The sequence below is a fragment of the Sulfuritalea hydrogenivorans sk43H genome, assembly GCF_000828635.1.
In the GTDB taxonomy this organism is placed as follows: Bacteria; Pseudomonadota; Gammaproteobacteria; order Burkholderiales; family Rhodocyclaceae; genus Sulfuritalea; species Sulfuritalea hydrogenivorans.
Genome location: NZ_AP012547.1, coordinates 3795278 through 3802648, shown reverse-complemented (window position 1 = coordinate 3802648; position 7371 = coordinate 3795278). Strand labels below are relative to the sequence as shown.

Here is a 7371-nt window from a genome sequence, read left to right as displayed (position 1 = left end):
GTTTCACCCATAGTTATCCACAGCCCGGCCAAGTTGTTTCCCTTGACAAATCGGCCATAAAACGCTGTAATCCGCCGTTTTTCTTAATTCAGGGGATATAGCCATGAAACGCACCTATCAGCCTTCGGTCGTGCGCCGCAAGCGCACCCACGGCTTCCTAGTGCGCATGCGTACCCGTGGTGGTCGTGCTGTGATCCGTGCGCGTCGTGCCAAGGGCCGTCATCGTCTCGCCGTCTGAACACGCGGCTTCGTTTTGCTTCGGGCAGCGCCTGCATCGACCGGAGGAGTTTTCTGCGGTCATGTCGGCGCGGCGGGTGGTACGCGGCGAGTGTTTCAGCCTGCATTATCGGCAAGTTGCAGATGGCAGGGCTCGGCTCGGACTGATCGTACCGAAGCGTCTGGCACGGGCTGCCTCGGTGCGCAATGCGATCAAGCGGCAGGGTCGTGAAGCTTTCCGTCTGATGGCGGTCGGGATTCCGCCCTGCGATCTGGTTCTGCGACTGGCCCGGCCGGTTGGGGATGTGAGGGCTGGCGATGACACTCAGCGAAAGATGTGGCGCGCGGAAATCGAAACCCTCTTGAGGCGTCTTCCTTCCGGTTCGCAATGAAATCCCCGCTGATCTACCCGCTGTTGTTGCTGATTCGCGCCTATCAGGTGGCAATCAGCCCGATGCTGGGCAATCGTTGTCGTTTTTACCCGAGTTGTTCCGAGTATTCCCTGGGGGCGTTGCGTCGTCACGGCTTGTTCAAGGGCATGTGGCTGTCGGTGCGGCGAGTCGGGCGTTGTCACCCCTGGCATCCGGGCGGGTATGATCCGGTTCCCTGATTTTTTTCCGTATTTCTGACCTGAATCACTGCCGAGACAGTAATGGATAACCGACGATTGATCCTGCTTTTGGTGTTCAGTTTTTCGCTGATCATGCTTTGGGACGCTTGGCAACGGCAGAGTTTGCCCAAATTGGCAGCGGTGGCGACGCAGACTGCTGCCGCTCCGTCGGCTTCCGCTCCGGCCGGCGTGGTGCCAACGCCGACTTTGGCCGCGGCCGGTGCGGGCGCGGCGCCAACTGCCGTTCCCGTGACCGCGACAGCGGTTTTGCCGGGGGCGGCGACTGCAAAGATCAAGACGGATCTGTATGTGGCGGATATTTCTTCTCAGGGCGGAGACATTACGCGGCTTGAGTTGGTTCGACACCCGGCTACCGAGGACAAGTCGAAGCATTTCGTGCTGTTCGACAACGGCGAAAAGCACATCTACCTGGCGCAGTCCGGCGTGATTGGCGACGGTCTGCCGAACCACAAGACGGAGTGGAAGTTGCCTGTGGGTGACCAGGTCCTCAAGGACGGCGAGAAACAACTCGAGGTTCGCCTCGAGGCAAGCACCGCGAGCGGCGGCAAGGTGGTGAAGACCTATGTCTTTCATCGTGGCAGCTACCAGATCGACGTTCGCCACGAAGGTGTGACAGCCGGTGCCCACGCTTACTATCAAATAACGCGCGATGGCAAGCCGGCCGAGCAGCAGGGCAGTTCGATGATGATGGGAGTCACAACTTTCACCGGGCCGGCGGTCTACACGGACGCGGAGAAATATCAGAAGGTCGAGTTCGCCGATATCCTCAAGAACAAGGCCAAGTTCGCCCAGAAGGCCGACAACGGCTGGGTCGCAATGGTGCAGCACTACTTCGTGAGCGCCTGGTTGCCCGGCGCTTCAACTGCGCGCGAGTTCTATATGCGCAAGGTCGGCGAGGATCTTTATTCGGCGGGCGTCATTCTTCCGGTCGGTGCCGACGGCAAGAGCACGGTATCGCTCTACGCCGGGCCGCAGGAACAAAACAATCTCGAGAAGATAGCCCCCGGCCTTGATCTGGTGGTCGATTACGGGTGGCTGACGGTGATCGCGGCGCCCTTGTTCTGGGTGCTGGGCGCGATTCACAAGCTGGTCGGCAACTGGGGCTGGGCCATCATCGGCCTGACGCTGTTGCTCAAGCTGGCGTTTTTCCCGCTCTCGGCCGCGAGCTACAAGTCGATGGCGAAGATGCGCGTGCTGACACCGAAGCTGGTCAAGCTCAAGGAAGCGTACGGCGATGACAAGCAGCGCCTGAATCAGGAAATGATGGCGATGTACAAGAGGGAGAAGGTCAACCCTCTGGGCGGCTGTCTGCCGGTACTGGTGCAAATTCCCGTCTTCATCGCGCTGTACTGGGTGCTGCTGGGTACGGTCGAGATGCGCAATGCACCCTGGCTGGGCTGGATCACCGACTTGTCGGTGAAGGATCCGTTCTATGTGCTGCCGCTGATCATGGGCGCCACCATGTTCATACAGACCAAGCTCAATCCAACGCCGCCCGATCCCATTCAGGCCAAGGTCATGCTGTTCATGCCGATCATGTTCACCGGGATGTTCCTCTTCTTCCCGGCGGGCTTGGTGCTCTACTGGACGGTGAACAACATCCTGTCGATCGCCCAGCAATGGCAGATCACCCGTCTCGTCGAGGCCGGGGAAAAGAAATAGGCCGAACTCCAGTCCTGCGGGATTGGAGGATCTGCCGGAGCGCCTTGCTCCGGCGCTAGGGAGAGCGGATGGGACTGCCGCGCACCGACATCATTGCTGCCATCGCCACCGCTCCCGGACGCGGCGGCATTGGCGTGGTGCGTGTTTCGGGTGACCAGCTGCTGCCCTTTGCGGAGGCTTTGACCGCTCAGGCGCCGCTACCCCGTCGTGCCATGCTCCGCCATTTTCTGGCCGCTGACGGGCTTGCGATCGATCAGGGAATCCTGCTGTATTTTCCTGCGCCGCATTCCTTTACCGGCGAGGATGTGCTCGAGTTGCAGGGTCATGGCGGCCCGGTGGTGCTGCAGATGCTTCTGGCGCGCTGCCTCGAACTCGGGGCGCGCGTGGCGGAGCCGGGCGAATTTTCGCAGCGTGCCTTTCTCAACGACAAGCTCGATCTGGTCCAGGCGGAAGCGGTCGCCGATCTGATCGAGGCGACCACGGCCGCGGCGGCACGCTCGGCCTTGCGCTCCCTGTCGGGCGAATTTTCGCGCGAGGTGAGCGCCCTGGTGGCGCGTCTCACCGAGTTGCGCATGCTGGTCGAAGCGACCCTGGATTTTCCGGAAGAAGAAATCGATGTCTTGCGTGACACGGATGCCGCGGAGCGCTTGTCGGGCATTCGCGCCGATCTGGCCGCGCTGCTCGGGCGCGCTCGCGCCGGGAGCCTGCTGCGTGCCGGCCTGCATGTGGTGCTGGCCGGCCTGCCCAACGTCGGCAAGTCCTCGCTGCTGAACCGGCTGGCGGGGGAGGAGCGTGCCATTGTCACCGAGATCGCCGGCACCACCCGCGATGCGGTGCGTGAAACCATCCAGATCGAGGGTATCCCGCTGCACATCATCGACACGGCGGGCTTGCGCGAAACCGACGATCTGGTCGAGAAAATCGGTATCGAGCGCGCCTGGGCGGAAATCGAACGGGCCGATGTGGTGCTGCAACTGGTCGATGCGCGCAGCGGAGAAACGCCCGCCGATCATGCCATCGCAGTACGTTTGCCGGCAGCGGTCGAGCGCATCGTGGTGGAGAACAAGTGCGATCTGGCGGGACAGGCTGCGGGCCGCACCGTGGCAGGGGGCCGGGTGCATTTGCGCTTGTCGGCGAAGAGCGGCGAGGGTATCGGCCTGCTGCACGACGAGTTGCTGCGCGTGGCCGGCTGGAGCGGGCATGGCGAAGATGTGGTGCTGGCGCGCGAGCGTCACCTGGAAGCATTGGGCGTGGCCGCCGAAAAGTCGGCGCTGGCGGCACGGCGACTGGACCGGATAGAGCTTTGCGCGGAGGAGCTGCGCCTGGCACAGGAGGCGTTGTCGCGGATCACCGGCGAGTTTACGGCCGATGATTTGCTGGGGGAAATCTTCTCCCGTTTCTGCATCGGCAAGTAGGTGGGGCGGCATGACTGAAGTTGACCTGATCATGCTGCTGGCTGCTGCCCTGTTCGCCGGCTTTGTGGATGCGGTGGCGGGTGGCGGCGGGCTGATCCAGGTGCCGGCCTTGTTGGTGGCGCTGCCGGCCGAGTCACCCGCCACGGTGTTCGGCACCAACAAGCTGGCGAGCATATTCGGTACTGGTAACGCGGCATTGCGCTATGCGCGACGGATTGCATTGCCATGGGGCATTGCCTTGCCGGCAGCAATCGCGGCGTTCGTGTTTTCCTTTGCGGGCGCCGCCGCGGTGGCGTGGTTGCCGAAGGATGTCGTTCGGCCGCTGGTACTGGCCTTGTTGGTTGTGGTGATGATCTATACCGTGGTCAAGCCGAACTTCGGAGCGGTAGCGGGGGAGCGTTTGGCAACCCATCCGGAGCGGCGCCTGGCGCTCTTGGCCGGTGCGGTATTGGGGTTCTACGATGGATTTTTCGGGCCGGGTGCCGGCAGCTTCATGATCTTCGCTTTTGTGCGCTTCTTTCGGCTGGATTTCCTTCACGCATCGGGTGCCGCCAAAGTCGTGAATTTTTCCACCAACGCGGCGGCGCTGGCTTACTTTGTGCCGAGCGGACATGTACTCTGGATCACGGGTTTGGCAATGGCCTTGTTCAATATCGCCGGCGCACTGCTCGGCGCCCGCTTGGCCTTGCGTCACGGCAGCGGATTTGTGCGCGGCGTGTTCATCGTGGTGGCGGCGCTATTGATTGCGCGTCTCGGATACGACACCTTCGCCTGATGCGGAGGTGACCGGATTCTCGCTTCTTCGCGACCGACCACCAAGGTTTTGTTTCACGTGAAACAGAGCTGGAGTAGTTTCACGTGAAACAAGATGGGATGGAGTTTGGTTCTTCGAACGAGAGGCGTATGATTGCGCCTCTTTTTGTTTTGGTCTCGTGGCGTGCAATTTCCTTCCTGTTTCGATGTGATTGTGATTGGCGGTGGCCATGCCGGTACCGAGGCGGCCCTTGCGGCCGCTCGCTCAGGCGTGCGAACTCTGCTGCTCACGCACAATATCGAGACGCTGGGCGCCATGTCCTGCAATCCCTCGATTGGCGGCATAGGCAAGGGGCATCTGGTCAAGGAAGTGGATGCGCTCGGTGGCGCGATGGCGGCAGCGACCGACGAGGCTGGCATCCAGTTTCGCATTCTCAATGCCTCCAAGGGCCCGGCGGTACGCGCTACCCGCGCTCAGGCCGATCGCCAGCTCTACAAGCAGGCGATTCGCAATCGGCTCGAAAACCAGCCGAACTTGACCCTGTTTCAACAGGCGGCGGATGACCTGATCCTGGTTGGCGATCGCGTCGTCGGCGTCGTCACGCAACTGGGTGTCCGTTTCGAAGCTCCGGCCGTGGTGCTCACGGCGGGTACATTTCTCAATGGTCTGGTTCACGTGGGGCTGACGAACTATCGCGCCGGGCGCTTCGGCGATCCAGCAGCGATTTCCCTGGCCGAGCGCCTGAAGGAGATCAAGCTTCCGGTGGGTCGGCTCAAGACTGGCACGCCGCCACGTCTCGACGGGCGCAGCATCGATTTTTCCGTACTCCAGGTACAGCCGGGGGACGATCCGGTTCCGGTGTTTTCATTCATGGGCAGGCGCGAGCAACATCCGCGTCAGGTGCCGTGCTGGATCACGCAGACCAACAGCCGCACGCACGACATCATTCGTTCCGGGCTGGATCGCTCGCCGATGTTTACCGGCGTCATCGAAGGTGTCGGGCCGCGCTATTGCCCGTCGATCGAAGACAAGATCCACCGTTTTGCCGGCAAGGACAGCCACCAGATTTTCCTTGAGCCGGAAGGCCTCGATACCCACGAAATCTATCCGCAGGGTGTCTCGACCAGCCTGCCGTTCGATGTTCAGCTGGCCCTGGTGCGCTCTATCCGCGGGCTGGAGAACGTGCATATCACACGCCCCGGCTACGCCATCGAATACGACTATTTCGATCCGCGCAACCTCAAGGACAGCCTGGAAACCAAGTCCGTGGCGGGTCTTTTCTTCGCCGGCCAGATCAATGGCACCACGGGATACGAGGAGGCCGCGGCGCAAGGACTGCTGGCCGGAATCAATGCCGCGCGCTGCGCCAAACAGCTGCCGGCCTGGTCGCCGCGGCGGGACCAGGCCTATCTCGGTGTGCTGGTGGACGACTTGATCACGCGTGGCGTGTCCGAACCGTACCGCATGTTTACCAGTCGCGCCGAATACCGTTTGTCCCTGCGCGAGGACAACGCCGACATGCGTTTGACGGAAGCCGGCCGCGAGCTCGGTCTGGTGGACGATCGGCGCTGGGAGGCCTTCAATCGCAAGCGCGATGCCGTGGCGCTTGAGGCCGAGCGCCTCAAATCCACCTGGGTCAATCCGCGCCAGTTGCCGGAGGCCGACGCAGTGCGGGTTTTGGGCCAGCCTATGGAACGCGAATACCGGCTGTTCGACCTGTTGCGTCGTCCGGAGGTCAGTTACGCCGGTTTGCTGAGCCTGCCGGGGGCGGGCGAGGGGCTTGTCGCCCCCGACGTCATCGAGCAGGTGGAGATCCAGGCCAAGTATCAAGGCTATATCGAGCGGCAAAAAGACGAAGTCGAAAAGAGCCTTGCGCATGAATCGATGCCGCTGCCGAGCGACCTGGACTATTCAGAAGTGCATGGCCTGTCCTTCGAGGTGCGGCAGAAGCTGGCCCAGGGGCGGCCGCAAACCCTGGGGCAGGCATCGCGTCTGCAGGGCATGACGCCGGCGGCGATTTCCCTGCTGCTGGTGCATCTGAAGCGGCGCAAGGCAGCATGACGGTCGCTGAGCTTTTGCAGCAGGGACTCTCTGCGTTGGGATTGGACCTGTCCGCGGCAACTCAGTCGACCTTGCTGCGCTATGTCGCGCTGCTGAAGAAATGGAACAGCACCTACAACCTGACGGCGATCCGCGATGAACAGGAGATGGTGACCCAGCACCTGCTCGATTCGCTGTCGATGCTGCCGGTGTTGCCGGAGTCGGTGCTGGCGGGACGGCGCTGGGCGGATGTCGGCAGCGGCGCCGGGTTGCCTGGAATTCCGCTGGCCATCGCGCGCCCCGATCTCGGGATGACGCTGGTTGAAACGGTGGAAAAGAAGTCTGCATTCCAGCGCCAGGCCAAGATCGAACTGGGTCTGGCCAATATTGCCGTCCACTGCGGACGTGTCGAAGACATGCCCGGCGCGCAGTTCGATGCCGTCGTCTCGCGCGCCTTTGCCGAGCTGGCCGACTTCATACGGTTCGCCGGCCATTTGGCGGGGCCGGGCGGCCGGCTCTATGCCATGAAGGGAGTGGTCCCCGAAGATGAAATGAGCCGCCTGCCATCCGGCTGGGCGGTGCTGGAGTGCACCCGGTTGAGTGTTCCGGGGCTGGATGCACAACGCCACCTGATTGTTCTGGAGAGAGTCTGA

8 protein-coding genes are annotated in these 7371 nt (G+C 62.2%); all 8 read left to right on the top strand.

The features are described from left to right. Nucleotides 1-103: 103 nt before the first annotated feature. The 8 genes from rpmH (at nt 104) to rsmG (ending at nt 7371) form a co-directional block, all read left to right on the top strand. Nucleotides 104-238 carry a 50S ribosomal protein L34 gene (gene rpmH / locus SUTH_RS19195; protein ID WP_084207511.1) on the top strand — a complete coding sequence of 45 codons (135 nt, stop codon included), beginning with the start codon at nt 104-106 and terminating at the stop codon, nt 236-238. Then, on the top strand, nt 198-608 hold the full coding sequence (gene rnpA, locus SUTH_RS19190; RefSeq protein ID WP_331709760.1) for a ribonuclease P protein component: 411 nt from the start codon (nt 198-200) through the stop codon (nt 606-608). The genes rpmH and rnpA overlap by 41 nt, the downstream gene beginning before the upstream one ends. Then, nucleotides 605-826: a membrane protein insertion efficiency factor YidD gene (yidD, locus tag SUTH_RS19185; protein WP_084207507.1), complete on the top strand. Its 222-nt coding sequence runs from the start codon at nt 605-607 to the stop codon at nt 824-826. Before rnpA ends, yidD begins: the two co-directional genes overlap by 4 nt. Nucleotides 827-868: 42 nt before the next feature. Continuing rightward, a complete protein-coding gene (gene yidC / locus SUTH_RS18090; protein WP_041101273.1) occupies nt 869-2509 on the top strand; it encodes a membrane protein insertase YidC in 1641 nt (546 codons plus the stop codon). 68 nt (nt 2510-2577) lie between these two features. Further along, nucleotides 2578-3924, top strand: a complete 1347-nt coding sequence (gene mnmE, locus SUTH_RS18085) for a tRNA uridine-5-carboxymethylaminomethyl(34) synthesis GTPase MnmE (protein WP_041101271.1) — start codon at nt 2578-2580, stop codon at nt 3922-3924. 10 nt (nt 3925-3934) lie between these two features. After that, the gene (locus SUTH_RS18080; protein ID WP_041101269.1) at nt 3935-4699 is read left to right on the top strand and encodes a TSUP family transporter; all 765 of its coding nucleotides are present in this window, start codon (nt 3935-3937) and stop codon (nt 4697-4699) included. A 162-nt stretch (nt 4700-4861) separates the two neighbouring features. After that, complete coding sequence (gene mnmG / locus SUTH_RS18075; protein WP_041101267.1) at nt 4862-6739, top strand: tRNA uridine-5-carboxymethylaminomethyl(34) synthesis enzyme MnmG; 1878 nt, start codon at nt 4862-4864, stop codon at nt 6737-6739. Beyond that, on the top strand, nt 6736-7371 hold the full coding sequence (gene rsmG, locus SUTH_RS18070; protein WP_041101265.1) for a 16S rRNA (guanine(527)-N(7))-methyltransferase RsmG: 636 nt from the start codon (nt 6736-6738) through the stop codon (nt 7369-7371). Before mnmG ends, rsmG begins: the two co-directional genes overlap by 4 nt.

Bases quoted from the DNA above. Each gene is read 5' to 3' on its own strand.
- yidC (WP_041101273.1), top strand. From the start codon at position 869: ATGGATAACCGACGATTGATCCTGCTTTTGGTGTTCAGTTTTTCGCTG.
- rsmG (WP_041101265.1), top strand. From the start codon at position 6,736: ATGACGGTCGCTGAGCTTTTGCAGCAGGGACTCTCTGCGTTGGGATTG.
- SUTH_RS18080 (WP_041101269.1), top strand. From the start codon at position 3,935: ATGACTGAAGTTGACCTGATCATGCTGCTGGCTGCTGCCCTGTTCGCC.
- mnmE (WP_041101271.1), top strand. From the start codon at position 2,578: ATGGGACTGCCGCGCACCGACATCATTGCTGCCATCGCCACCGCTCCC.
- yidD (WP_084207507.1), top strand. From the start codon at position 605: ATGAAATCCCCGCTGATCTACCCGCTGTTGTTGCTGATTCGCGCCTAT.
- rpmH (WP_084207511.1), top strand. From the start codon at position 104: ATGAAACGCACCTATCAGCCTTCGGTCGTGCGCCGCAAGCGCACCCAC.